This is a genomic window from Ilumatobacter sp., from assembly GCF_039969435.1.
Taxonomy (GTDB): Bacteria; Actinomycetota; Acidimicrobiia; order Acidimicrobiales; family Ilumatobacteraceae; genus Ilumatobacter_A.
The window spans coordinates 1-25,516 of record NZ_JBDVNU010000005.1 but is presented as its reverse complement, the minus strand read 5'-3'; the positions used below and the strand labels follow the sequence as shown (position 1 = coordinate 25,516).

The following is a 25,516-nucleotide window of genomic DNA, read 5'->3' as shown; positions in this document are numbered from 1 at the left end:
TGTCTCGAGGTCAGTCCAGGATGATCGCGAATGCGTCGACGATGTAGTGGGTGTCGCCCCGCCGGTTGAACACCGACACGACGTTGTCGTCACCGGCCTTGGTGCCGTAGGAGACGATCGCGGCGTTGGCCACGTTGCGGCCCTCGACGACGTTGATGTTCGAGTTGTCGGCGTCGCCCTGCGGGTAGGCGCCGTTCGGATACGCCGGGTTGAGCGACAGGTAGCTGTTGGCCGGGTCGGCGGCGCGTGCTCGCTCGTGCGCGACTGCGGTCACGTTGGCGAACAGGGCGCCCTGGTTCCCGACCGCCTGACCGTCGAGCGTGATCGAGTTGGTGAAGCCGTCGAAACTCAGGTCCTCCCACTGTTGCGCCCCGAGCTTGACCCCGCCGAATGCCGCGGCTCGGGTGTCGATCGTGCGGAACGGCGCCTGCAGGGCGAGGATCCGGCCTGTGGTGGTGGAGTCGTCGCGAGGCTCGAGGTACCCCACGATGTCGACGGCCACGTTCAGCGATCCCGACCGGTTGTAGAGGTTGAAGTTCCCGGACTCGTCCAGTTCGACGATCGCCAGACTGGCCACGATGTCGCCGCGGCGGTAGTTGCCGTTCGAACTCTCGGGTTCGGTCCCCCGGGGAACGGGGGAGGCGCTCGCCGTGAGGTACGTGTTCTGGGACTCCGGTCGTGTGTTGATCCCCGTGATGTTGACCACGGCGGCGGTTGCGTTCGATCCGACGCCGGCTCGCTGCGAGACGTTCACCGTCCGATTGCCCTCGGGCCCGATCGGCGTGCTCGCCCGGGTGTCGAGGATTCGCTCGGGCGTGACGCCGATGAGCCGGGCCCCTCGGCTCGCGGTGTGCGACGACGTGGTGACGTAGCCCACGACGTCGACGATCAGTCGGTTGGTTCCTGCCCCACCGCTGACCACGCTGACGTCGAGTCGTGCGTCGTCGACGCCGATGATGCCGAAGTTCGGCACGACGTCGCCGCGAGTGTTCGTGTTGAGCAGCGAGGTCGGTGTGGCGTCGGCGGGGCCGTTCGCGGCGGCTGCGCTCACGTACCCGGTTCCCTGGGCGCCTGCGAGCGTGATGTTCGCGGCGACCGCCAGGATGTCGCCCCGGGCGATCCCGCTCGACTCGACCCACACGTCGATCTCGGTCGTGCTGTTCGCTCCGACGCGTCGGTCGAAGACGCGTGTGGGCGTGACGCTGAAGTACTCCCCGCCTGCCCCGATCGAATCGGTCTGGGCGAGGCCCGGTGACCCGACGGCGGTCAACGACACCAGTGCGGTGGCAACGGCCACGACGACGCGGACCGGGATGCTGATTCGTTTCATGCGGGCCTCCGGAGGCGGGCGGTCGACAGGTGCCCTCTGATCATCGGTCGATCCTGACCGATCATGAGCGCGGATCTGGGGAATCACCCGATGTGATCAGGTCCGACCGTGACGGGCGATCGAGCTTCCCGGGTGTCGAGGCCTCACCGTTCGACCTGGTCGCCGGAGCAGATCAGGTGCCGGTGATGCGGCGCAGGTCCTCGGCGGCCTGTCGGACCTGCCAGTCGCGGTCCTCGAGGGCCCGATCGACGGTGGCCTCGACCTCGGGGTCGCCGAGGAACGGCGACAGTGCGAGCACGGCGCGACGCCGCACGGCCGGCTTGTCGCTGCATGCAGCGATGATCGTGGCGACGGCGCGCTCGTCGCCGATCGCACCGAGAGCGGCAACGGCGGACTCGCGCACGAGCGGTTCGCCCGATTCGACGGCGAGCTCGAGCAGTCGGTCGACGACCGCGTCGCGCCGGGACTCGTGCTCCCCGCACGACCACGCGGCCACCTCGATCACCCGGTCGTCCGTGTCGTGCAGGGTCGCGACCAGATCGACCCCGCGGTGGGTGGCGGCCACCTCGGCCGCCCGGCGCCGCACCGACGACACGGGGTCGGTCAGTGCGGTCGTCAGGTCGGCGTCGGTGAGGCACCCGAGTCGTTCGAGGGCACCGAGCGCTGCGGAACGGACGCCCGGGTCGTCGGCGACGAGCCCGTCGCGAGCAGTGCCGACATCACCGGTGTGGCCGGCCGAGGCCACGTCGCGTCGCGTGGGCTGAGGCCCCGTGGTCACGACTTCAGCAGATCGGTGAGCGTGACGACTGCGTAGGCGCTCCCGAAGGCGATGACGATCGCCGTGACGACACCGATCACGATGCCGAGACCTGCACTCGCGACCGCGGCCCACAACCGGCGCAGCACGTTCGGGCTCTTGTACAGCGGCACGGTCGCCTCGGCGATTCCGATCGGAACGCGTGGGCGACGGACTTTTGGCTCAGCGCGTGGTGTTCGGGGGACGGCTCTGGCATTCTTGCGCCAGCCGGCGAACAGCATGGCCGCAATGGCGAGCCCGGCCATCCAACCGGCAGCAGTGGTGAAATCAGTGACCGACACGACAACCCCCATCGTACTCATTGCGCCCCGTCAGCGGTGGTGGGCATGGATTCCCGCTGGAGCAGCGCTGCTCGGCCTCGTCGTCTTCGCCATCGCGTCACTCGTGCCGTCCGACGTCATCGCCACCACCGAGAACCCCCGCCTCGGTGTCCAGCAGCCGGCCCCGTACGCACGGACCCCGGCGTCGGCGGAGTCGGTCAACGATCGCGTCGTCTACAACGACCTGCCCGACGACGTCGAGGTGTACGACACCGACGGCGACTTCTTCTTCGTCACGGTGAGCGCTCCCGACCAGTCCGTGCTGTCCTGGATGATCGGCTCGCCGGACCCCGTCGTCGACCTGCTGACCGAAGAGGGCAAGAACGGCCAGCGGACCTCGGCGCAGAACCGCCAGATCAGCCTCCAGCAGATGCGCACGGCCACGCAGGAAGCACAGTTCGTGGCACTCACGGCGGCGGGGTTCGCACCCGAGATCGAGCCCGGCGCCGTGGTCGTCCAGGACGTCCTGTGTCGCGTGTTCGCCGAGGACGGCTTCACCTGCGACGAACGGTTCCAGGCGGCCGACGTGCTCGAACCGGCCGACACGATCCTCGAGGTCGACGGCACCCCGGTGGCGAACATCGAAGCGCTCGGAGCCGCACTCGACGGCGGCGAACCGGGAGACACGGTGGTGTTGACGATCGATCGGCCCGATGAGGACGTCATGGACGTGACCGTCGAGTTGGCGAGCGACCCGCAGGACGAGACCCGCACGATCATCGGGTTCGTGCCGTTCGACACCCGAACGGTCGACCTGCCCTTCGACGTGTCGATCGACACCGCTGCCGTCGGCGGGCCGTCCGCCGGCCTCGCGTTCACGCTGGCGCTGATCGACGAACTGACCGAGGGCGACCTGACCGGTGGACGCGACATCGCGGTCACGGGGACGATCCGCCTCGACGGCACCGTCGGCCCGATCGGCGGGATCGAACAGAAGGTCAGTGCGGTCCACCAGCACGGCGTCGAGGTGTTCCTGATCCCCGCCGAGCAGTTCGAACTCACCGAGCCCGACCCGGAGAACCCCGACGACGGCGTCTGTCGGTGGGAGTGCCTGAACGAGGCGGGCAAGGGCGAGGTCGTGCTGATCCCGGTCGCCTCGCTGGACGAGGCGCTCGCCGTCCTGCAGGTGCTTGGTGGCGATCCAGTCGTGCCCGCCGAACCGATCGACGTCGGCTGACGCCGGCCCGGCGACGTCCGCCACGGACCCTCCACCATCTCGCCGGGCGGGGCGCGTAGCGTGCGCAGATGGCCATGTCGTTCTCCCGACCCGACCCGGCGTCTCCTGCTCAGATCGCCGACGCGTCGTTCCCCACCAGTCGCCGCGGCTTCGACCAGAACGAGGTGCGCGACTTCCTGCGGATGGTGTCGGCCGAACTCGGTCGGCTCCGCGAGCGTGAGACGTTCCTCGAACGCGAACTGCGCGACGCCCGGAACAACCCCGACCTCGACGGTTCGCGACTCGACGACGAAGCCCTCACCCGCCTGTTGGGCGAGGAGACGGCCCGCGTCCTCAACGCGGCCCGGGAGTCGAGCCACGAGATCCGCGAGAAGGCCGAGCAGTCGGCGGCCCGGATGCTGCTCGAAGCCAGCGACGAAGCCACGCGGATGCGTGAGGAGGCCGAGATCGAGGCCTCCCGTCGCCGCAGCGATGCGGCCGCCGATGCCGAGGCCGAACTGTCCATGGCCAAGCAGCAGGGTCGCGAGATGGTCAACGAGGCCCGCGCCTATCGCGAACGCGTCCTGAGCGAGCTCGCACGGCGCCGCGAACTCGCTCGCGAGCAGATCGAGCAGTTGATCCACGGGCGTGACCGGCTGATGCAGGCCTTCGAACGGGCGCGTCTGGTGGCCGTCGACGTGGTGTCCGAGATGCAGCCGCTCGGAGAACCCGACGAGTACGTCAACCTCCAACCGTCCACGGGGCCGGTGCCGGTCATGGTGGCGCGCAACGACGCTCCGCGTGGGCCGGGCGCGAACGCGCAGGAGCCCACGGTGGAGGACACGGCGGAGGACACGGACGACACCACCGTCGAGGATTCGTCGGACGACGCCTCGGTCCGGATCCTGTCGTCGGTCGACATGTCGTCCGACGACGACGGTCCGGCCGACTCCGACGATGCCGCCGACGCGCGGGTCGACGTGCTCGACAGCCACGGGTCGCACGCCGACGGTGACGGATCCGCCGATCCGGTCGACCCGGCCGAACCGGCCACGGATGTACCGCCCACGGCTGAGTCCGCGACGGACGACGTCGAGATGGAACTGGTCGAGTCGGACGAGTCCGAGTCGGACGAGGTCGAGTCGGATCTGGTCGACTCAGACGACGTCGAGATGGAACTGGTCGCGACGGACGACATCGAGACGGACCAGGTCGAGACGGATCAGGCCGAGGAGATGCAGGTCGACGCCGGGCCCGAGGACGCCGGATTCTCCGAGCCGAACGCGGTGGCTCCCAGCGGAGCCGACGGACGTGACGACGACAGCGATCGTCACGAGGTGTTCGCCACGGCGGCCCCGACGGCCGACGACACGACCAGTCGGAGCAACGAGTCCGCCGACGACGACTCCGACCACGTGGTCGTCGACCTGTTCGCACGCCTGCGAGCCAACGCGAACGCCGAGACGGCAGCGCGCAGTTCCCTCGCCGACGCCGACGCCGACGCGGGGGTCTTCGCCGACGTGGCCGACGGGCGCGTCGCCACCGACCAGAGCGACGAGAGCGATGCGTCGGACGTCGATGCCGACACGTCCGCCGAGATCGAGGAGACACTGTTCGAGCGGCGCGACGCCGACCTCACTCCGCTGATCGTGTCGAGCGCCCGCAAGCTCAAGCGGGTCCTCGCCGACGAACAGAACGAAGTCCTCGACGCCCTCCGACGCAGCGACCCCGTTCGCAACCTCGACGCGATCCTCCCGTGGGCGGCGCACCACGCCGAGCGCTACTCGTCGGTCATCGCCGACGACCTGCTGCTCGCGGCGAACGCCGGGGCGTCGTTGGCCGACCTGGAACGCACGCCCAAGCTGCGCAAGGCGGCCGGACAGCAGGCGGTGTCGGAGGCCTCGCAGAAGGTCGCCCAGTGGCTGGTCCAGCCGCTGCGCGACCGCCTCGAGCGGTGTGTGGCCGACGGTGACGGTGACAACGCGGCGATCACCCAGAAGATCCGCGCCGTGTACCGAGAGTGCAAGACGCGACACATCGACGAGCAACTCGACGACGTCGTGCGGGTCGCGCACGGGCGTGGGCTGCTCGGCGCGCTGGAACTCGACACGCCGGTGGAATGGACCCCCGATCCGAGCCACGACGTGTGCGCCGACTGCGACGACAACCGTCTCGCCGGTGTCGTGGCGTCCGGTCAACCCTTCCCGACCGGCCAGGTGTGCACCCCGGCACACCCGGGGTGCCGCTGCATGTTGGTTCCCGTCGCCCGCTAATCTCGTCGCCAGATGCGGCGCTCCCAAGACCTTCCGGTCGACCGTCCACGACGTCGTGTCAGCGGCCGTGGGCTGCTGATCGTCCTCGGCGGACTGTTCCTGTTCGTCCTGATCTTCGGCCGGGCGATCGCCCGGTTCTACGTCGACTTCCTGTGGCACGACGCCCTCGGACGCAACGACGTCTTCTGGGGGTCGATCGGGGCCAAGGTCACGCTGTTCGCCGGTTTCTCCGCGATCTTCGCCGTGATGGCCGGGGTCAACCTGTTCATCGCGGACCGGGTCGCGCCGGAGTCGTTCCCGGCCAACGTCCACCCGTACGTGGAGCGCTTCCACGAGATCTTCGGCCGCCGCCTGCGTCTGCTGCGCTACGGCGTGGCCACCGTGTTCGCGTTGATGCTCTCGGCGCCGGCCATCGCCCGCTGGCAGGACTGGTTGTTGTTCCGCAATTCGCAGAGCTTCGGCACCGCCGACGCCCAGTTCGGGCGCGATGTCGGCTTCTACGTGTTCGAACTGCCGTTCCTCACGTTCCTGCTCGACTGGATGTTCGCCGCGCTGATCATCGTCATCCTGCTCACGATCGCTGCGCACGTGCTCAACGGCGGGGTCGTGCTCGTCTCGCCGGTTCCGATCATCCGAGCCGCCACCAAGACCCATGTCGGCGTGCTCCTCGGTTTCCTGGCGATCCTCAAGGCCGGCGACTACTGGCTCGATCGCTTCGAGTTGACCAACGCCCAGACCGGCATCGTGCAGGGCGCCACGTATTCGGTGGTCGAGGCGCGCCTCCCTGCGCTGTTGCTGCTGATCCTCGTCGCCGGCCTCACCTCGATCCTGTACTTCTCCGTCGCCAGGACCGGCTCGTTCCGGGCACCGATCATCGCGTCGGCCCTGTGGCTCGTCGTGTCGATCGTGGGCGGCGTGATCTACCCGGCGATCATCCAGGGACTCGTTGTCAACCCCGACCAGGAGTCCAAGGAGTCCGAGTTCATCGAGCGCAACGTCGTCGCCACCCGACTCGCCTACGACCTCACCGAGATCGACGTCCGCGAGATCGGTTTCGACGACACCGGTGTCGATGCAACGGTGGTGGAGGACGATCTCGAAGCGATCGACAACGTCCGCCTGCTGAGCCCCACGTCCATGCGGAACCGGTTCATCTTCGACCGCAGCGACGTGTCGGAACTGACCATCAGGGACCTCGACGTCGACCGCCAGTTGATCGACGGCGAGGAGGAGCAGGTCTTCGTCGCGGCGCTCGAACTGGACCTCGCCAGCATCCCGAACCGCAGTTGGCAGGGACTCCACCTGCTGAACACGCGGGGCTGTGGCATGGTGCTCGCCCCGGCCGGCGAGGTCACGGCCGGAATCCAGCGGCCCGTCTACCAGACCGTCGACCTCGAGCGTCCGGAGTTGTACTTCAGCCAGGATCTGGGTGGCTACGCGATCGCCAACAGCGCGTCCAACGAGCGTGAGTGCGACGAACCCCACGAGTACGAAGGCGAACTCGGCGTCACGTTGTCCTCGTTCGTCCGCAAGGCGGCGTTCTCGTTCGCCTTCCTCGATTACAACCTGCTGCTGTCCGGTGCGGTCGAGAGCGACAGCCAGATGCTCTGGGTGCGCAGCGTCAACGACCGCATCCAGAAGCTGGCTCCGTTCCTGTCCTACGACGGTGATCCGTACCCGGTCGCCATGGACGGTCGCGTCAACTGGGTCGTCGATGCGTACACCACGACGAGTCGGTACCCCTACTCCGAGAGCGTGGGCGACATCGAGCGGTCTGCGAACTCCGGGCTCAGTTCGAGGGACAACTACGTCCGCAACAGCGTCAAGGTCGTCGTCGACGGATACTCGGGCGACGTGACCTTCTATGTGGTCGACGACGAGGACCCGATCCTCCAGGCGTGGAGGTCCGCGTTCCCCGATCTCTTCACGGACATCTCCGAAGCGCCCGATGGTCTCGTCGAACACTTCCGCTACCCGGAGGACCTGTTCCGGGTGCAGACCGAGCGGTACTCGAAGTACCGGATCGCTCCCGAGCAGTTCTTCGATCGGACCGGCGCCTGGTCGATCGCACAGGCAGCGGCGGGATCGCCCACGGCAGACACCACCACCGGACCCCCGACCGACCCAGCCGTCGGTTCGGCGTCGCGGAACACCTTCGCCTCCGAGGCACCGACCGATCGCTTCGACCCGTACTACACCTACTTCGACACGAGCGGTCCGGGCGAGGAGCGCAACGAGGAGTTCGTCCTGTTCCGTCCGTTCGTCGAGTTCTCCACCGACAACTCCCGGACGCAACTCCAGGCGTACATGACGGCGTCGAGTGATCCCGACTCCTACGGCGACCTCACCACGTTCGTCGTGCAGCCGGGAGACGACAACCAGTTGCCCGACGGGCCGTTGCTCGTCGCATCGGACGCGGAGTCGACGCGTGACATCTCCCAGCGCATCTCACGCGACAGCGACGGCGGGACCGGCGTCCAGTTCGGTGACCTGCAGATCGTCCCGATCGGAAGCGGTCTGCTCTACGTCCGCCCGTACTACGTGGTCCAGGCGCGGACGGGAAGTCGGGTCGACCAGACCACCGAGTTCCGGGCCGTGATCGCATCGTTCGACGGCCGGGCGGTCCTCGCCGAAACACTCACCGAGGCACTCGCCGATCTGTTCCCCGGCTTCGACGGGGACCTCGACGAACTGGCGCCGGACGACCCCGACGATCCCGATGCGGTGCCCGAGGACGGCGATCCACCGGTCGACGACCCGCGCACGAGCGACGACCTCCTGCTCGAGATCAACGACGTACTGGCCGAGGCCGACGCAGCGCTCGCCGACGGTGACCTCGGTGCGTACCAAGACGGCGTCGACGAAGCCAACGACCTGCTGCAGCAGGCGCTCGAGCTGCTCGGCCTCGAGGTCGAACCCGTCGACGACCCGACCCTCGAGGGCCCAGCCGCCGAGGAAGCGGCAAGCGGCGAGGGCGATCCCGATGCGGATCCGGTCGACGCCGCTCCCGTCGAGGCAGACGGGTGACCTCGTCGGGTCGGCGCGGCGGCGCCGACCACGCACGACGCCGGCGTCGACGGTCGCCCGCTCGGGTCAGCGTTGCTTGCGGAGCCGGTCGGCCAGTTCGGCGAGATCTTCGCGGAACTGGATCGCGTAGCGGGCCTGCTCGTTCGCCAGCCGTTCCTGGCCACCGGTGACGTCGCCCAACTGCGTGGTGATGCGGTCGATCAACTCGGTCGTGTCGGCCTCGCGGCTCGCACGATCGAGGTCGGCGGACAGCTCGCTCAACTGGTTCGTGAGTTCGACGCTCACCTGGTTCACCCGCAGGTCGATGGCCGCCACCTTCTCGGCGAGTTGACCGAGTTGGCGCTTCATCTCCGTTGCATCGACCTGCTCGCTGCGCTCGGCGGCATCGGTGGCGACCAGGGCCACGTCGGCGATCTGCGCTTGCTGGGTCTGCACTGCGGCGACCACGTCGGCCAACTGCGTGCGGAGTTCGGCCAGCATTCCGTTCGGCGGGAAGTTGCTCGCACCGAGCGTGCGCACCTCGTCGCGCAGGCTCGTGATGTCGTCGGCGGCGGACGAAGCGTCGACCGCCGTGCGGACGGCGTGGTCGATCGAGCCGGCGACGGTGACGACGTCGTTCTCGACGGTGCCGACCTTGGTGGCCACTTCGCCGACGCGCTCCTCCACGGTGCCGACGTGTGCGTGCAGTCGCTCGTTGGCTGCGTCGAGATACCCCAATCGCTCGGCGAGGCGATCCTTGACCGCGTCGGTCTGATCGAGGTGCTCACGCAAGCTGCGCATCTCCGCGCGCATCGCGTCGAGCTCCTCCTTCGTCTGTTGGCGCTTCTTGAACAGTCCCATGTCTCGCCTCGGAATGTACTCGACTACCTTCTCGCTCATGGCCGGCAAACAGACCCCGAAGAAGATCCTGCTCGACGAATCCGAGATGCCGACGCAGTGGTACAACATCGTCGCCGACCTGCCCACCCCGCCGCCGCCGGCACTGCACCCCGGCACGCACGAGCCCGCCGGACCCGAGGACTTCGCACCGCTGTTCCCGATGGCCCTGATCGAGCAGGAGGTGTCCACCGAGCGGTACATCGACATCCCGGGTGAGGTCCTCGACGTCTACAAGATCTGGCGGCCCAGCCCCCTGTTCCGGGCCAAGCGCCTCGAGGAGATGCTCGACACCCCGGCACGCATCTACTACAAGTACGAAGGTGTCAGCCCGGCCGGGTCGCACAAGCCGAACACCGCGGTACCTCAGGCGTACTACAACCACATGGAGGGCATCACGAAGCTCACCACCGAGACGGGTGCCGGTCAGTGGGGCTCCGCGCTGGCCTTCGCCACGGCTCAGTACGGCATGGAGTGCGAGGTGTGGCAGGTGGCGGCGTCGTACCGGGCCAAGCCGGGACGCAAGACCATGATGGAGATCTGGGGCGCCACGCTGCACTCCAGCCCGTCCGAGCTGACCGAGTTCGGTCGTTCGCTGCTCGCCGAGAATCCCGACCACAACGGGTCGCTCGGCATCGCGATCTCCGAGGCCGTCGAGATGTGCGTGGCCGACCCGAACGCCCGCTACGCGCTCGGGTCGGTTCTGAACCACGTGCTGATGCACCAGACCATCATCGGCGAGGAGGCGCTGCTGCAACTCGCGAAGGTCGACGAGGTGCCCGACGTGCTCGTCGGATGCACGGGCGGTGGCTCGAACTTCGGTGGCCTGTCGTTCCCGTTCCTGCGGGAGAAGCTCGCCGGGAACATGAACCCGACGATCCGCTGCGTCGAACCGGCGGCGTGTCCCACGCTGACCAAGGGGGAGTACCGCTACGACTTCGGCGATTCGGCCGGGATGACGCCGCTGATGAAGATGCACACGCTCGGCCACTCCTTCGTGCCCGAGCCGATCCACGCCGGCGGACTGCGGTACCACGGCATGGCGCCGCTGGTGTCGCACCTCTACGAAGAAGGGCTGGTCGAGGCGATCGCCATTCCCCAGACCGAGTGCTTCAAGGCCGCGATCGACTTCGCCAGGACCGAGGGGATCGTGCCGGCGCCCGAGCCGACGCACGCGATCGCTGCCGCGATCCGCGAGGCGCTGGCGTGCAAGGAGTCCGGTGAGGAGAAGGTGATCCTCACCGCACTGTGCGGCCACGGCCACCTCGATCTCACCAGCTACGACAAGTACCTCAGCGGCGAGATGGTCGACTACGACCTGTCCGACGAGGAGATCGCCGAGGCGATGAAGACCGTCCCTGTGATGAGCTGACGGTCGGGCGTCGCGATCAGCCCGGGGTCGTCTCGATCACCACGAGGCGCTCGTTGTCGGCGCCGAACACGAGGCGGCCGTCGTCGGTCCAGATGATCGAGCCGAAGGCGTCGACGCCGAAGAGGTTCACGTCGTCGGGTGCGTCATCGGAGAACTCCTCCACCGTGAGCAGGACGCTCGGGTCGCCGGAGCGACCGTCCTCGTCGAGCGGGACGCTGACGAGGCGGGTGTCGTCGGGCTCGGCGTTGCGCGCGTCAACGGCCAGCACCACGAACGATCCGTCGGGCGAGAAACCCGCAGCGCGCGGGACTTCACCGTCGTCGAGGTCGGCATCGAGGGTCCGTGCGCGACCGCCGGCCAGTGGGACGATCGAGAATGCCTCGGCGGTGTCGGCGCGTGCGAGTGCATCGGCCGACACGACGATGGCGCTGTCCTCGTTCACGTCGAGCAGGTAGGCCGGCTCGTCGAGTTCGATGGTGTCGATGGAGCCTTCGGCCACGTCGATGACGGCGATGGCCGACTTGTCGCGTTCGAACGACCGGTACACGAGTGCCCACCGGTCGTCGTCGACGCGGCGTGGGGCGGCGAGGACGAAGGAGTTGCGCGGGAGTCGGACGCCGTCGACTTCCTCGACCTCGCCCTCGTCGTCGATCCGTGTCAGTTCGGGGCGGTCGTCGAGATCGGTGGTGCGGAAGAAGTGCACGACGTCATCGGGCCCGAAGAACGGCGCCTGGTCGATGAACGGGGTCCCGTCGTCGCCGGACACGTCGTCGACCCCGTCGTCGGTGAGCACGTCGAAGTCGCCCGTGCCGGGAGCGAGGACGGACACGTCGGGCTCGAGAAGGAGGCGAGTGAGGTCGTCGGTCCACGCGAAGCCGTCGCCGTCGTTCGACCACGACCCGCCCTCGATCGAGGGGCCGCGAGCAGGGTCGCTGCACACCTCGTCGACGTCGCTCTCGGACTCGGCGCCGAATCCGACGATGCACACGGTGTCGTCTCGACGCACGGCGTACCGGTCACCGTCGGGGTTGACGGCGACACGGAAGACGCCGTCCTCCACGTCGAACTCCTGTCGGTCGCCGAACACGATCGCGTCGGGATCCCAGTTCGTTTCCGCGCCACCGCCCGCGCATGCGGGGCCGGCGATCGTGAGTGCCACCGAGAGCGTGACGAATCGTCTCATCCCACCAGTATGCAGAAGTGCGCCGTTGGACTGGAGGCGGCGAGTTCGCGCCGCTCGTCCTCAGAGAACGAGGGCGAATTCGCCGGTCTTGTCGTCGGGCGGGTCGAAGCCGACGCGACGGAGGTACTTGTCGTGGGCGGCGGTGACGGCGACGGCGCGGAGCTCGGTGAAGCCTGCCTCGCGGAACACGGTCCGACCGGGACCGTAGAGCCACGCACCGAGTCGCGAATCACGATGCTCGCGCAGCACGTAGTCGAGGTCGATCGACAGGATGCGACCGTGCCGGTGCCCGACGACGAGCCCGGCCGGGAGCGACTCGCGGGTGAGCAGGAGGGCGAGCACGTCGTCGCCCGTCGGCATCTGGAACTCGGGCTGGAAGCCGGTGATGTCGTCGTGGTGGTACTCGATGAAGTCGAGCAGGAAGGGCGAGTCGGCCCGGATGCGTGACACACCGAGATCGTCACGATCGGCCGGCTTCACGAGGAATTCCCGACGCAGGAACCAGATGTTGATCGCCGCGATGCACACGTTGGTGATCATGATCGGCACGGAACCGATGAGGACGCCGTAGGCGAGGAACGTGATCGATCCGACGAGCGAGATCGTGCGCAGCCGGACGAGCGATCGCATGGTCAGTCCGAGGACGACGAGACCCGACGCGACGTAGCCGAGCAGTTCGATGGCGAAGCCGGCGGCGATCATCGCTGGGTGTCGGTGGGTGACGGGTCGAGAGCGAGCCCGGCGCCGTCGTCGATGTCGTCGGAGGTCGCATCGGCGAGGCTGCGGTCGAGCCGGTCGACGAGTCCGTCGTCGAGGACGGCCTTGTGCACGGCTGCAGCCTTCGCGGCAGACGACTGGCCGCGCACGACGACGGCGAGTGCGCCGATCACGCCGGCCATCGCCACGCCTTGGACGAGGAGGATCTCCTCGTCGAAGAACACCCAGGCGAGCAACGCGGAGAAGACGGGGATCAGCAGGGTGAAGGTGGAGCCGATCCAGAGCGGAATCCGCACGAGCGACCAGTTCATCAGGACGTGGCCGACGATGCCGGAGATGGCGATCATGACCAGCAGCAGCCCGATGTTCTTGGCCGAGGGGAACGACATGTCCTGGCCGAAGAGGAATCCGAGGGGCGTGCAGATCACGCCCGACCACACCGACGTCCCGGCGGTGAACTCGAGCGAGGTCATCCGTCCCTTCGACTGCTTCGAGGTGATGAAGTACCCGCTCCACGACAGGAGCGCTCCGACGGCGAGCAGGTCGCCGCGCCAGTCGGTCGCACCGTTGTCGGCCGACGCGGCGATGATCACCACGACACCGGCGAGCGCCACGACGGACCAGGCGGCGTCGCGAGGCCGGATCTTCTCCCCGAAGAACCGGGCGGCGACCGCACCGACGAGGATCGGTTGCAGCGATCCGATGATCGTGGCGTTGACCACGCTGGTCAGCTTGACGGCGGAGAAGAACAGCGCGATGTCCGCTCCGAGGGCGATGCCGCCCCACACCGACGCCTTCATCACCCGCCAGGTGAGCGGGGTGCGTCGCAACGCCATCCACGCGACGATGAGCGCGCTGAACATCCAGAACCGGTAGGCGCCGAGGGCCAGTCCACCCATCTCGATCCCCTTGGCGAGGATCGTGCCGGCGGACCACGCGCACACGGCGACGCCGGCGCCGAGCAGGCCCCAGGAGAGGTCACGACCGTCGGCGACGCCGAGCTGTGGGCTGCTCGATGCGGTCGTGGTCACCGGGGCACGTTAACGGTCGGTCGAACCAGCGGAGGCGTCGGATCGCGCGACCCGTTGCCCGGGCCCGGATCAGATGTCGATGCGGGTGGAGGGGGTCTTGAAGCCTTCGTTGCCGGCGGCGTCGAATGCTCGGACCTGGTACCAGTGGCTGCCGGCGCCGGGGGCGGGGACGGTGTGGGTGGGGTCGGTGACTCGGGCGATCTCGACGCTGTTGCGGAAGACGATGTATCCGGTGACGGCGACGTTGTCGACCGAGGGGGTCCAGGTGAGGGTGACGTCGCCGTTGGGTTGGATGGCTCCGACGAGGTCGCGTGGCGTGTTCGGCGGGGTCACGTCCAGGGCCGGATCGGGGGCGACGGTGATCAGCAGCGACGGTGTCTGAGCGCCCTGGTTGCCCGCCGCGTCGAATGCGAGCACCTGGTAGAAGTGGTCGCCGGGACCGGGGGCGGGCACGACATGGGTCGGCTCGGTGACCGTGGCGATCTCGACGCCGTTGCGGAAGACGATGTATCCGGTGACACCGACGTCGTCGGTGGGCGGCGTCCAGGTGAGGGTGACGTCGCCGTTGTCCTCGATCACGCCGGCGAGGTCGGCGGGGGTCTGGGGCGGGACGGTGTCCGCGCCGAGGACGGTCACCTTGACCGGCTGGTTCTTGAAGCCGAGGTTGCCGGACGTGTCGAATGCGAGCACCTGGTACCAGTGGTCTCCCTCGCCGGGGGCGGGGACGACGTAGGTCGGGTCGGTGGTCTCGGCGATCTCGACGCTGTTGCGGAAGATCTTGTAGCCGGCGACGGCGACGTCATCGGTCGATGCGGTCCACGTCAAGGTGACGTCACCGTTGTCCTCGACGACGCCCGCGAGATCCTCGGGGATCGACGGTCGCGTGGTGTCGATGTCGCTGGCGGTGAACACACGGGTGGTCGCCGAACGGTTCCCCGTGACGTCCATCGCACGCACGAAGTACCGGTCGCTGCTTGTGCCGTTCGGGTCGCGGAACGTCGTGATGCCGATGTAGGAGGCGAACACGGAGTCGTTCTTGAGCAGTTCGTAGCGGACCAGTCCACCGCGATCGTCACCGGTCGACGCCGTCCACTCGAGGTTCACGCCACCGCCGATTGCGGTCGCGATCGGGCTGCTGGGAGGGGCCGGGGCGGTGGAGTCGGCGGAGCAGAACTTCGCGAAGCCCTCCACGTAGCGGGGGGTGTTGCCGTCGTAGCTGCCACGGTTGAAGTCGCCGCCCGTCCACAGACAGTCCGACGAATCGGCGAACAGGGCCCAGGAGCCTTCGCCGTAGCGCGTGCCGATCGCGGGATACCAGTCGAGGTGGACCGGGTTGGCGGTGTCGAACGCCGACATCCAGCGCTCCGGCTTGTTCGACGTGGCTCCGGTGAGTGCGGGCCAGCGGTAGGCGTCCTGGTAGAGGAACGTGTTGCCGTTGGCGTGGCTGCCGGCGTACACGATGCCGTTCAGTTCGGCGAGCGACTGGCCGTCGCCGTACGGGTTGCTGACCCATGAACGGATGAGGCCGTAGTCACTGGCGCGGTAGACCTGGCGGTTGTGCTCCGAGCCGCCCTGCCACACCTGGTCTCCGACGGCCAGGATCGCTTGCTGGTAGCTGCGTGTGGTGTTGGCGACACTCGTGCGGACCCACGGAGTGAGTCCGGGGACGAGTGAGCCGTCTGCGGGGCTGAGGATGCCGATCCCGATCGAGAAGGTGCCGTTGACGTAGAGGAAGTTGCCGGCGACGTTGACACGGTCGGCGGTGGCGTCGATGTCGAAGATGATGCCGTCGAACTGCGGGCGGAAGCTGGTGTCGACGACGCCGCTGGAGAGGTTGACGCGGGCGATCTGACCCACACTGCGCTGGACGCCGTTCGCGCCGGTGGCGCGGGTGAAGTTGCCGCCGATGTACAGGGCGTTGCCTTCGATGTCGAGTGTGCGGGCGAGTGGCCAACGGGTGCTGCCGGTCAGCGCGAGGCTCACGCGCCACGTCGGGTCGAGAGCTCCTGTGGTCGCGTCGAGCATCGCGACGGCGGTGGTGTTGGGCTGTCCGTTGACGGTGGTGAACTGTCCTGCGACGATCAGGCGTCCGTCGTTGGTGGCCTTGAGGTCCCACACGTTGCCGTTGATGGTGGGCCGGAAGGTGTCGATCCACGCACCGGTCGTGCGGTCGAACGCAGCGAGGAACGGCTGGTTGTGACGCTGGCGTGTGGCGGCGATCTCGACCTGCGTGAACTTGCCGCCGACGTAGATCGTGTTGCCGATCTCGGCGAACGCCGCGACGGAGATGTCGGTCTGCGTGAACGTGTCGTTGGCCTTGTTGACGCCGACCACGCCCGCTTGGAGCACCTCGGTTCGGGTGGAGACGAGTGGGGAGGCGGCGATCGTCGCAGCGGGGAGTCCGTCGTCGGGGATCGGGGTGACCGCCTGGGCCTGGGTCGATCCGGGAGCCACGAAGACGAGCACCGATGCCAGCACCGCCGCCGCGAGGGCCGTGCGCTTGATCGAGGCTCCGATGAATTCTGTCCGCCGCATGATGTTCCTCCGCTGGTGCTGGAACCGCTCCAGCACCCGCTCAATCGTATTCGTCTCGAAATGGACGGATGGGCAAGATTCCTGGAGGATTCGGCACGATTCGCGCGCTGCGTCCACATTCGTTCGCTCTCGGTCGAGATCTACTCGGGATGCCCGATCGGGCGAACGCTCGTGGTGTGGCCCCGGTCGCTACCGTTGGACACATGGCGGATCCACGGACGGGTACCAGAAGTCGATCGCGACGACGGCGCTGCGCTCCGATCGCGTTCGGCATGGCGGTGGCGCTGGCGATGACCGCCTGCTCCGGTGACGACGATCAGTCGTCCGACTCGACGAGCCCGGTGGAGTCGTCGTCGACGCCGGGGGACTCCGGGCCTCTCTTCGACCCGATCAATCCGGACAACACCGATGCGCCCGTTCCCGGCACCGAGGTGCAACTCGACGACGACGTGATCATCGCGACCGAGGACGGGGCGATCCCCTCCTCGACGACCGAGCCGGCGCCCGATCCGACCGGTCCCGACGCGCCTCCGGTCGTGAGCGCGGCCCCGAGTGTCGCCCCGGTCCCTCTGCCCGACCCGGCCGATGTCGGGCGCATCGTGTCCGTGTCGCCGACGCACACCGAGACGTTGTTCGCCATGGGGCTCGGGGAGTTCGTCGTCGGCGTCGACAACCTGTCGGACTTTCCCGAGGCGGCGTTGTCCGTGCGTCGCGATGATCTGAGCGCGGACTCGTCGGATCTGGCTCCGCTGCTGGCGCTCGACCCGGATGTGGTCATCATCGGTGACGATCCGACCGACCTCGCCGGTCGACTCGCGGCCAACGGCATCGCTTCCTTCGTCGGCCCGGCGCCCGATTCGCTCGACGGTGTGTTCGATCAGATCCGCAGCATCGCCGGCCTGGTCGGGCGTCCGGAACTGGGTGACGATCTGGTGGGCTCGATGCAGGCCTCGATCGACGCGACGATCGCGTCGTTGCCCGACACGTCGCAGCGCTCGTACTTCCACGAGGTCGACCCGTCGTTGGTGACCATCGCCGCCGGCACCTTCCTCGACTCGATCTACGGCGAACTGGGACTGGTCTCGATCGCTCCCGCTGACGAATCAGGGTTCGTCCAGCTGTCGTCGGAGGCGGTCGTGGACGCTGACCCCGACGTGTTGATCCTCGCCGATGTCGAATGCTGCGGGGTGTCTGCTGATGCACTGGCTCAGCGACCCGGTTGGTCGGCCGTGTCGGCCGTGTCGAACGGGGCCGTGGTCGAAGTCCAGGACTACATGGTCAGTCGCTGGGGGCCGCGTGTCGTCGAGCTCGTCGACGTCGTCGCTGCCGGTGTGGCATCGGCCGGCTGACGGAGGCGCGACCGGCGGCTGGTTGTGTTCCGATCGATGTGGGCGTATTCTGGCCACTCACTCCGGCGCGGGGTGGAGCAGTTCGGTAGCTCGTCGGGCTCATAACCCGAAGGTCGCAGGTTCAAATCCTGCCCCCGCCACCAATTGGAAGGCCCGGAACCATTGAGGTTTCGGGCCTTCTGCGTTTTCGTCGGACGATCGCGATCGGCCGCCATGTACCAAATATGTACCAAGGGCCAGATTGGTGACGTTCAGATGCGTCACGTCTACCACGACGTCGTCACGCTGAGTGAGCGTCGAGAATCTTTCGCCAACTCGTCGACTCGACCTCCGTTGGGTGGCATGAGCAACACGACATCGCAGGAGGGACTCGTCGACATCGACGGCCTCGCCGATCGCCTCGGAGTCGGCGAGCGTTTCGTTCGACGTCTCGTCGAGGAGCGGCGGATTCCGTACCTCAAGATCGGGCGCCTGGTCCGCTTCGACCTCGGCGAAGTCGAAGCCTGGATCGGGTCGAAGCGCATCGAACCGACCGGTCCGGTGGTCGTTGATCGGCACCGTCGACTCCGCCGGTAGGGGCTTGACGCGAGGAGCACACTGGACCGCATGGCCGACATCCAACGACGCAAGACGGCACGCGGCGAGGTCCGGTGGGACGTTCGATATCGAGACGAGGCGCGCAGACAACGCAAGCGATCGTTCACGCGCAAAGTCGATGCCCAGCACTTCGCGAACAGTGTCGAGACAGACCTCAACCGTGGCGATTGGATCGATCCGAAACGAGGTCAAGAGCTCTTCGAGACGTGGGCGGAGAAGTGGATCGCAACCATCGCCGACCGCAAGCCGAAGACCCGGGAGAGCTACGAGTCGATCGTCTCGAACCACCTGCTTCCTCGCTTCGGGTCAATGCCGATCGTGTCGATCGACTACCCGTTGGTCCTGTCGTTCGTTGCCGAGCTGCAGAGCACGGGGGCGGCATCGAAGACCATCCGCAACATCCGCGACGTGCTGCGAATGATCATGCGGCTCGCTGTCCGTTCTGGAGCGATCAAGGTCAACCCAGTCGCCGAGGTGACGGTCCGTCGAGGCGGCAAGAAGGAGATGGTGTTCCTCGATCCGGAGCAGATCATGCTGCTGGCTGAGGAGGTATCTGCGCCGCCACCTCGGTATCGCCGCGACGAGCGCCGAGTTTCGGGCTACCCGGAGTACGGGTTGTTCGTTCGGTTCGCAGCGTTCACCGGTCTGCGTGCTGGCGAGTTGGTCGGGCTTCGAGTGAAGGACCTCGAGCTGCTCCATCGACGGGTGCAGGTGTTCCAGTCGGCGTCCGAGGCGTACGGGCAGTTGCAGATCGTTCCGACGAAGACGTACGAGCGCCGGTCGGTACCGATCCCGCGTTCCTTCGTCGACGAGTTGGCCGAACTCGTGGCCGGCAAGAAGCCAGACGACTTCGTGTGGGTCAGTCCGCAGGGCGGACCGTTCCGCTACTCGAACTGGTTCAAGCGTCACTTTCGGCCGGCAGTGACCCGAGCTGACGTTCCCGAGGAGACGAGGTTCCACGACCTCCGCCACAGCTACGCAGCGATGCTCATCGCTCAGGGCGCACACCCGAGAGCGATCATGGAACGAATGGGCCACAGCACGATCACCGTCACGCTCGACAACTACGGCCACATGTTCCCGAAGATTGATGCCGCCCTTGATGACGCACTCGACGAGGTCTACCGCGGGTCGGCTTCTGGCGGAGCTGCTCCGAGCGATGGAGTCTCGTGTTCTGCTTCGTAGATCGGTGGCCGGGATGACGACACGATTGATCTCTGGTTGATTGTTGCGTTGCCTTCGGGGGCACGACCAGACACACCTGCCTCACTCGAGCGGCGGCTGACCGGACATCGCGTCACCAGCGGACCGAGCGACTACGACCATTCCCGCTCCGAGCACCCTGAATCCGGCGTTCGGTGGCGTTGGCTATAACTGTCGATCGGTCAAGCGGAGGGGCCCGGTGGTGCGGTCGTTATGGCCGCGAGCGTATTTACCTTCGCCGCCTTCGATGCTGAAGACGCGAATGCCTTGGCGTGGCGTCAGGGACGTTGAAGTAGCTCGGCAGCGTGGCGGATTCGCTGTATTGGAAGTGGGTCTTTGACTTCGCTGCAACCGTTGTCTACGAGGACCCAGGTTCTCAGGTTGTCCTGGTCGATGATCAGTGGTGCGTGGTCGTCGTGGACTGCTCCCCAGATCCGTGCGATTGTCGGTAGTGCGGCGCCAGCGGCCGAGTGTTGGTACCTGTGGAGCGGTTTGGCGAAGGGTTCGACCCAGTGGGCGGGTTGGAGTTTTCCGTCGAACCATGCGCATCGCCACGACCAGCCATGGCTGCCGATGCGGTCGAGGAACTCTGCAGCCATTTCGGCGAAGCTTTGGCCGGTCGGTTCGGTGGGCTGGCCGAGGCCGGCGGTGGCTCCGAGGGCGGCGGCGGCGTGGTCGATATCGCCGCCGGCTGCCAGTTGATTCCAGAGGTTGCGCCAGACCCATCGCTCGCCTCCCTTCACGGAGAACACCCGGGCTGATCCTGGCCGGTTGAGGAAGATGCGTGCCTGAGGTGACGGCGTGCCGATGGAACGGTCGGTGACTGGTTGGAGACAGAGTTGGTCGTATTGGCCGCCTCCGTCGTGGACCTCGACGATGCGTCCCAACGCGGTGGGCCATTTGCGTTGCAACGCGGCTGCGAGCTGCCAGCTCAACTGTTCGGCGTGATCGAGGGACGGTTCGGAAAGTGTGTCATTGGACTGTTCGGGTGTGGTTCGGTCGTCGAGGAGATGGACTTCGGCGCCGACGTGCGCTGCGAGCGTTCTGAGGAGATCGTGTGCTGTTGCGTATCGGTCGGTCCAGCGGGCGGGGAGCGGCACGGCGATCGCTGCTTGGGTGCGGGTGCGGTCGAGTCGGGCGGCTTCGAACCACGGGTCGAGACCAGGGGCTTGGCTGATGAAGTGGCGGTAGAGCACGGCTTGGATGAGGGAGTGTCGGTAGTAGCGGCCCTGCCCGCCGGTCGCCACCTTGAGTTCGACGGCGACCGGCGAGTCGCCGCGGCGTAGGAGTGCGTCGAGGTAGCGGGGTCGGCTGTCGATTCCCCAGAGCGTGGGGAACTGGCTTCCCCGTGCGACGACTTCGTCGTCGAGGACGAGGCCGGCCGCTGGCTCGTCGAGTTTGACGATTCCTTTGAGGAGGCGGGCTTCGAGCGCGTGTTCGTCGACGATGCCGACGCCGTTCTTGATGCGATGTGTGAGTGGTGCTCCTCGAACGTCTGCGTCGCGGAAGCGACCCAACAGTTCGCGGATCTTTGCTGCGGCGTCGTCGAGGCTGATCTGCCCCGGAACAGCCACGCTCGCGTCGTTGGCGACCGTCACGGAGGATTGGCCGAACACGTTCGTGAATTCTCGGCGTTGTGGCCCGTCGCCGTTGCTGCCGGGCTTGCCGATGGTGAGTATCGCTCGGTCGGGTCGAATGGTTCCGATCTCGAGTCCATCGGCGCGCATCGCCCACACGTTCGTCGCTTTGGCTGTGATCTCGGACGGGTAGAGATGCAGCGACGGGTCGTCAACGCGTTCCAGGAACGCGAGAGCGAAAGGATGCGGAGGTGTCGTGAGGCGAGGCACGAGCAGATCCGACACCCAACGGCGGACCCGGTGATGATCGGCCGGCCAACTCGGCGCCAGCGCAGCGTCATCAGCCCAGCTCGTGGCGTCTCGGTGATACCAGATGCGTGCAGTGACCAGCTTGGACGCGTCGCGCATTGATCGGATCGCCTGGTCGGTCTCCGAGCCGGCACCGCTGGGAAGCGGCCGGTCGATGAGGACGTTCACCGTCGAGCGATCCGCATCGGCGTCGGGTATCGACTCGAGGATGGCGAACGCATCGAGGAGCGCCCCGCACGTCGTGTGCAGTGATGCGTCGGCGCCGACAGCGGTGGTCACCTGGTTACGCCACCTCAGCCGCCACACGTCGGAACCGATCGACAACGCCTTGTCGGCGGTCGTCCGCAAGGTCGACAGGTCTGCGTACTCGTCGACTTCGAGACGCCCACGCAACGAGGCGGCAACCGCCGCGATCATGCCGCCTCCGCGTAGCGGGCGACGTACTCATCAGAGGTGATCTCTGCGTCGAGGAACACGGCCGGGTCGAGCGACATGAACCGGTCCGGTCGACGCAACAACCGATGCCAGACTTCGCTCACCGACGCACCCACAGCAAGTTGGGTGTCGCGTCGCAATGACGCCTGATGCGCCGTGTTCTGCGGCGGCAGCACGTGCATCACTCGAACACGATCCGCGCCATGCGCCCGATCCGTCTCCAAGGCGTGTGCCAGAAGCTGTTGGCGCACCAACTGATACAGCGGCTCGTCGACGAGGTCGGTGAAGTCGAGCAGGTCGAGACGAACTGGCCCACCGGGATCGCTCAACGCTTCGCCGTATCGCTTCCAGCGCGTTGCGTCCTGGGCGGTGTTGATTCTTCGAGGGCCATAGGACTCGGTGTACTTCCACTCCACCAACACCAACTCCGTCGCGCCATCTCCGGTGCGGTGCAGAAACGCGGCATCGACACTCGTGCAATGCGAACCGCGTACCCGCTTGCCGTCCTTGGCTTCGCCGAGGTAGTCGACGTCTCCGATGTACTCGAACGTCAAGAACCGGCCGGGCTCGATCTCCAACACCTCGACCGTGTCGACAACCGGATTGAACGCTCGAACGATCCGATCAGGGTCATGCACCATCTGACCGAGCGCGTTCACGCACTGCACCTGAGACGACAACAGATGATTGCTCGGCCCACCCTCGATGCCGGCGTGCCACGGAATCCCCAACTCATCGAACAACGAAAGAGCGACATCACGGACCTCTGGCAACAGCGACAACGTCGCATACCGGGCCGGCAGACAGAAGGGGTACGTCGCATTCGACGCCGAGCCTGTCTTGCCGACATACGGTGCCGGTCGACGTGCATCGTCGGGCAGCGTCGGCGTGGAGAGCTTCCAGCGCGCCGCTCGATGCCGCTCGACTGCGGAGTACTCAGTGACCATGCACTCGCACAGTACGGGATGGGTGCCGCAGAGATAATCGGGTCCGGGGCATCGCTGAACGGGACGACATGCCGCGCGCTCACACCCCGGCGCCACGCATGGCCAGATCGTCGGGCAGCGCGCCAGCGGCGCTGGCGAAGTGTGGACTCAGGATTTGAAAGAGCGTTCGGTGACATTGGCTGCCGTCCTGCTCGATGCTCGTTTGCAGACCTCGACGATCACGAGAACCGACCGGTCGACGGCGTCCCGACCCGCAGTCGAAAGGAACACCAATCGTCAGCGGGGCGAGCGCTCGAACCGGCGGCACGTGTCAATCCCTCCTCGTCGACGCAAGCGCTCGACGGCGTGAGAGAGTTACTGGAGTGGGCGACGTGACTTCGAACTTTACACAGGTGTTGTCGGACGATGCCCTCTACGAATACCGGGCTGACCGGTGGTGGGCAGAGGGCCCACGACTGGCGTTCGTGGGCTGCAACCCGAGCCTGATCACGTGGCAGGACCAAGCCCGCTTGGACCCGACCAGCGCGAACTGCGAGGCCATCGCCCGACGCGACGGCTACGCCGGGGTGACACTCTTGAACCTTTGGGCGCTACGGGCCACAGACCCGCGTGAGCTGCGCGGCCACCCCGATCCGGTCGGCCCCGGGTGGGCTGAGGCGTTCGACGAGGCGGTGCGCGACGTGGGGTTCGTCGTGGGCGGATGGGGGACTGCCCCTTTGGAGGCCGGCACACGGGTGGCTCGGCACCGCATCGCTGACGTAGTCGGCCGCCTCGATGTGCTCGGTCTGGAGATGCACTGCGCTGGTCAGACGGCGGGCGGCGAACCGCGCCACCTGTCGATGCGAGGTGTGTCGAGGAGCGCCATGCCAGCACTGCAACCGTTCGTGAAGCGCACGACGACGTCCTAGTCGCGCAAGTCGAGCAACCGCGTCCCTGGGTCGTCGCCGTCGAGCAAGATGGTTGCCTCAGGACAGGCCAGAGCATGCGCGGCCAAAGTGTGGAGAAGTACTCACCCGTGGTGTCGAGTCGATGACCGCGTCGAGGCGAGATCGTTTCCCTCGGCAACGGCCAATCTCACGTCACAAACTTCGCTACTGATCCGGCGATAGGGGACACGACTCATGCGTATGCCGCAGGTAGACGATGGCCAACCGCGCGCGCAACTCGACCTGGGGCCCCTGCTTCGGAAGGGTCTGCAGTCGAGCACTCAACTAGGGTTGAGGTCAGTGAAGCAGATCCGCGTTGTCCCATTAAGTGATGAACGGATTCGCTGGTATTACGAAGGAGGCGACGAGACTCTCGCCGCTCTCGATGAGGCGTTCGCTCGACTCGGGTACGTGTTCATCGGATCGAACCGTCACAGTGCCAATGGCGTCGACGGGTTGTTTTCGAGGTTCGTGAGGAGATCGCCGCTGTCTGGGGCGGAAATTCTCATCGACGGCTTTGTGGCTGAAGAGGCCGGAGAACGATTCGTCGAGTTCGTCGGGTTCGATAATCGGCCAGGCAGCTCACGACCACTTCAACCTGCGAAGTCGCTTGCAGCGCTCGCAACTGAAATGCAGCCGGAATATCAGTTCGAAGAGTGTCAGCCGATGTCCGCCGCTTCTGAGGTCGTGAAGGATACCGCTGCAGCGGTTCGTGATAAACCGGCGGAAGCAACCCCAGTGGACTCGTCGATCGAGGCGCCCGCGCTCGCCAGCGTGAGTGGCCCGCAAACCTCAGCGGTGCCCAGCCGTTCGGGACTAATGAGCCGGGTTGCCAGGGTTGTCGTCTGGGCCCAGCGGCGTCCGGCGATCGCACTCTCGTCCATGGCAGCGGCTTGTCTCATTTCCGCTGGGATCGTTATTGTGCTCACCGAGGACCCTTACAACGAATCGCCCGACCGCAACAGCGCTGTCGACGTTTCGGTGACAACGACCACTAGATCGTGTGGAGGGGACCGAGTCACCAATCTCGCCGGCGTGACGCCATCGTCGTGGGGGGAATGGTGCGACGGCTACATCGACACTCGACTGGATTACAACGAAAGGTCGAGGACCGAGCAAATTGCTTTTTGTGAGGGCGTGCGAGTAATCACAGTCGACTACCTCATCCGAAACAACCCGACGAGCGCTACGAACTTCCTGATCGGTTCGTTCGACTTCGGACTATCTGTCTGCTGACACCGGCCTTACTTATCGCGGATACCACGCGACGCGCCGAGATCCGGCACGACGGCGGGGATGTGCGATGAACGGTGGGTTTGACGAGGTGGTGCGTGGAGTTCTGCATTTCGGAGATTCGCATCCGGGTGTTTCGGTGGTCTGCACCGCGGTGATTAGGGGTGCTTCGGATCTGAGTGTGGGTTGAGGTAGCTGGAGGGGTCCGCGGGCGCGGGCAGGGGCCCGACGAGTCTGGGTGTGTCTTACGCATCCAGAACTCGAGGAGCCCCTGTTGGAGACCAACCCTACGCGCATGTGCGA

19 protein-coding genes and 1 tRNA gene are annotated in these 25,516 nt (G+C 66.7%); 10 read left to right on the top strand and 10 right to left on the bottom strand.

The annotated features are described in order from the left end of the window. Positions 1-10: 10 nt before the first annotated feature. From ABJK40_RS00580 to ABJK40_RS00570, 3 genes are all read right to left on the bottom strand, one after another. Positions 11-1,330: a hypothetical protein gene (locus tag ABJK40_RS00580; protein ID WP_348481096.1), complete on the bottom strand. Its 1,320-nt coding sequence runs from the start codon at positions 1,328-1,330 to the stop codon at positions 11-13. Between the two features lie 172 nt (positions 1,331-1,502). Next, positions 1,503-2,108, bottom strand: a complete 606-nt coding sequence (locus ABJK40_RS00575; RefSeq protein ID WP_348481095.1) for a HEAT repeat domain-containing protein — start codon at positions 2,106-2,108, stop codon at positions 1,503-1,505. Then, the gene (locus ABJK40_RS00570; protein ID WP_348481094.1) at positions 2,105-2,428 is read right to left on the bottom strand and encodes a hypothetical protein; all 324 of its coding nucleotides are present in this window, start codon (positions 2,426-2,428) and stop codon (positions 2,105-2,107) included. Before ABJK40_RS00570 ends, ABJK40_RS00575 begins: the two co-directional genes overlap by 4 nt. Between ABJK40_RS00570 and ABJK40_RS00565 the strand changes: the two genes are divergently transcribed. From ABJK40_RS00565 to ABJK40_RS00555, 3 genes are all read left to right on the top strand, one after another. Next, positions 2,418-3,644: a S16 family serine protease gene (locus ABJK40_RS00565; RefSeq protein WP_348481093.1), complete on the top strand. Its 1,227-nt coding sequence runs from the start codon at positions 2,418-2,420 to the stop codon at positions 3,642-3,644. The two genes, ABJK40_RS00570 and ABJK40_RS00565, sit on opposite strands and share 11 nt — an antisense overlap. Positions 3,645-3,712: 68 nt before the next feature. Continuing rightward, positions 3,713-5,896 (top strand): DivIVA domain-containing protein, encoded by a 2,184-nt coding sequence (locus tag ABJK40_RS00560; protein ID WP_348510117.1) that lies wholly within the window; start codon positions 3,713-3,715, stop codon positions 5,894-5,896. A 12-nt stretch (positions 5,897-5,908) separates the two neighbouring features. Continuing rightward, positions 5,909-8,923, top strand: coding sequence for a UPF0182 family protein (locus ABJK40_RS00555; protein WP_348481091.1), 3,015 nt, complete (start codon positions 5,909-5,911; stop codon positions 8,921-8,923). Positions 8,924-8,989: 66 nt separating this feature from the next. Here ABJK40_RS00555 and ABJK40_RS00550 read toward each other — a convergent pair whose 3' ends face one another. Continuing rightward, entirely contained in the window at positions 8,990-9,802 is an 813-nt protein-coding gene (locus ABJK40_RS00550; RefSeq protein ID WP_348481090.1) for a hypothetical protein, read from the bottom strand. Here ABJK40_RS00550 and ABJK40_RS00545 point away from each other — a divergent pair. Continuing rightward, on the top strand, positions 9,801-11,171 hold the full coding sequence (locus ABJK40_RS00545) for a TrpB-like pyridoxal phosphate-dependent enzyme (RefSeq protein WP_348481089.1): 1,371 nt from the start codon (positions 9,801-9,803) through the stop codon (positions 11,169-11,171). The genes ABJK40_RS00550 and ABJK40_RS00545 overlap by 2 nt on opposite strands. A 16-nt stretch (positions 11,172-11,187) precedes the next feature. On the opposite strand, the gene ABJK40_RS00540 is transcribed toward ABJK40_RS00545, so the two are convergent. The 4 genes from ABJK40_RS00540 to ABJK40_RS00525 form a co-directional block, all read right to left on the bottom strand. After that, on the bottom strand, positions 11,188-12,354 hold the full coding sequence (locus tag ABJK40_RS00540) for a hypothetical protein (protein WP_348481088.1): 1,167 nt from the start codon (positions 12,352-12,354) through the stop codon (positions 11,188-11,190). 60 nt (positions 12,355-12,414) lie between these two features. Further along, entirely contained in the window at positions 12,415-13,056 is a 642-nt protein-coding gene (locus ABJK40_RS00535; RefSeq protein ID WP_348481087.1) for a hypothetical protein, read from the bottom strand. After that, positions 13,053-14,102 carry a DMT family transporter gene (locus tag ABJK40_RS00530; protein ID WP_348481086.1) on the bottom strand — a complete coding sequence of 350 codons (1,050 nt, stop codon included), beginning with the start codon at positions 14,100-14,102 and terminating at the stop codon, positions 13,053-13,055. The genes ABJK40_RS00535 and ABJK40_RS00530 overlap by 4 nt, the downstream gene beginning before the upstream one ends. 69 nt (positions 14,103-14,171) lie before the next feature. After that, on the bottom strand, positions 14,172-16,673 hold the full coding sequence (locus ABJK40_RS00525) for a hypothetical protein (RefSeq protein ID WP_348481085.1): 2,502 nt from the start codon (positions 16,671-16,673) through the stop codon (positions 14,172-14,174). 236 nt (positions 16,674-16,909) lie between these two features. Here ABJK40_RS00525 and ABJK40_RS00520 point away from each other — a divergent pair, with 236 nt between their 5' ends. From ABJK40_RS00520 to ABJK40_RS00505, 4 genes are all read left to right on the top strand, one after another. Next, positions 16,910-17,986 carry an ABC transporter substrate-binding protein gene (locus ABJK40_RS00520; protein ID WP_348510116.1) on the top strand — a complete coding sequence of 359 codons (1,077 nt, stop codon included), beginning with the start codon at positions 16,910-16,912 and terminating at the stop codon, positions 17,984-17,986. 66 nt (positions 17,987-18,052) lie between these two features. Next, a tRNA-Met gene (locus tag ABJK40_RS00515) sits at positions 18,053-18,129 on the top strand. A 199-nt stretch (positions 18,130-18,328) separates the two neighbouring features. Further along, complete coding sequence (locus ABJK40_RS00510; RefSeq protein WP_348481083.1) at positions 18,329-18,562, top strand: helix-turn-helix domain-containing protein; 234 nt, start codon at positions 18,329-18,331, stop codon at positions 18,560-18,562. A gap of 30 nt (positions 18,563-18,592) precedes the next feature. Continuing rightward, the gene (locus tag ABJK40_RS00505) at positions 18,593-19,768 is read left to right on the top strand and encodes a site-specific integrase (RefSeq protein ID WP_348481082.1); all 1,176 of its coding nucleotides are present in this window, start codon (positions 18,593-18,595) and stop codon (positions 19,766-19,768) included. 296 nt (positions 19,769-20,064) lie between these two features. Here the strand turns inward: ABJK40_RS00505 and ABJK40_RS00500 are convergent, their stop codons facing one another. Together ABJK40_RS00500 and ABJK40_RS00495 are read right to left on the bottom strand one after the other, a co-directional pair. Further along, complete coding sequence (locus ABJK40_RS00500) at positions 20,065-22,089, bottom strand: hypothetical protein (RefSeq protein ID WP_348481081.1); 2,025 nt, start codon at positions 22,087-22,089, stop codon at positions 20,065-20,067. Further along, a complete protein-coding gene (locus ABJK40_RS00495; RefSeq protein WP_348481080.1) occupies positions 22,086-23,054 on the bottom strand; it encodes a hypothetical protein in 969 nt (322 codons plus the stop codon). The genes ABJK40_RS00500 and ABJK40_RS00495 overlap by 4 nt, the downstream gene beginning before the upstream one ends. Positions 23,055-23,416: 362 nt before the next feature. Between ABJK40_RS00495 and ABJK40_RS00490 the strand changes: the two genes are divergently transcribed. Together ABJK40_RS00490 and ABJK40_RS00485 are read left to right on the top strand one after the other, a co-directional pair. Continuing rightward, positions 23,417-23,962 carry a DUF1643 domain-containing protein gene (locus tag ABJK40_RS00490; RefSeq protein ID WP_348481079.1) on the top strand — a complete coding sequence of 182 codons (546 nt, stop codon included), beginning with the start codon at positions 23,417-23,419 and terminating at the stop codon, positions 23,960-23,962. 318 nt (positions 23,963-24,280) lie between these two features. Further along, positions 24,281-25,216, top strand: a complete 936-nt coding sequence (locus ABJK40_RS00485; protein ID WP_348481078.1) for a hypothetical protein — start codon at positions 24,281-24,283, stop codon at positions 25,214-25,216. Positions 25,217-25,516: the final 300 nt, after the last annotated feature.